This is a genomic window from Pseudarthrobacter sp. B4EP4b (assembly GCF_006680095.1).
Classification (GTDB): Bacteria; Actinomycetota; Actinomycetes; order Actinomycetales; family Micrococcaceae; genus Arthrobacter.
The window spans coordinates 1-365 of record NZ_VHIJ01000047.1 but is presented as its reverse complement, the minus strand read 5'-3'; the positions used below and the strand labels follow the sequence as shown (position 1 = coordinate 365).

Sequence of the window (365 nt, the reverse complement as noted above, 5' to 3'; positions counted from 1 at the left end):
CCGGGACGTTGCCGAGGTCCGCGTACCCGTTGCCGCCGTTGGCCTCGTCCTCTTCGGCGCCGGGCGCCTCACGGTCCGCGGCGCAGCTACCGGCGGTGTCGGTGTCATGGAGGTCAGCCGCGGCCAGCGAGGCCAGCCCGATCGTGTTCTGGTCGCCGTCTCCGGTGGCTACCAGGCTGCCTTCACCCGGGTTGCTTTGTCCCGCGTTTCCTTCGTCTGTGTTGCCCTGACCCGTGATGTCTTGATCGCGGTGGCGTTCCCTCGTGTTTCCTTCGCCTGTGTTGCCTTGACGCGGGTTGCCCTGACCTGTGCTGGTTCCGTTGGTGTTGGGTGCGTTGGTGTGGGTGAGGGCGGGGCCGGGGCGG

1 protein-coding gene is annotated in these 365 nt (G+C 68.5%); it reads right to left on the bottom strand.

Annotated elements, in window-relative coordinates:
* Positions 1–365, bottom strand: a 365-nt coding sequence (locus FNL14_RS23360) for a hypothetical protein (RefSeq protein ID WP_220126196.1), incomplete at both ends; no start/stop codon positions are given.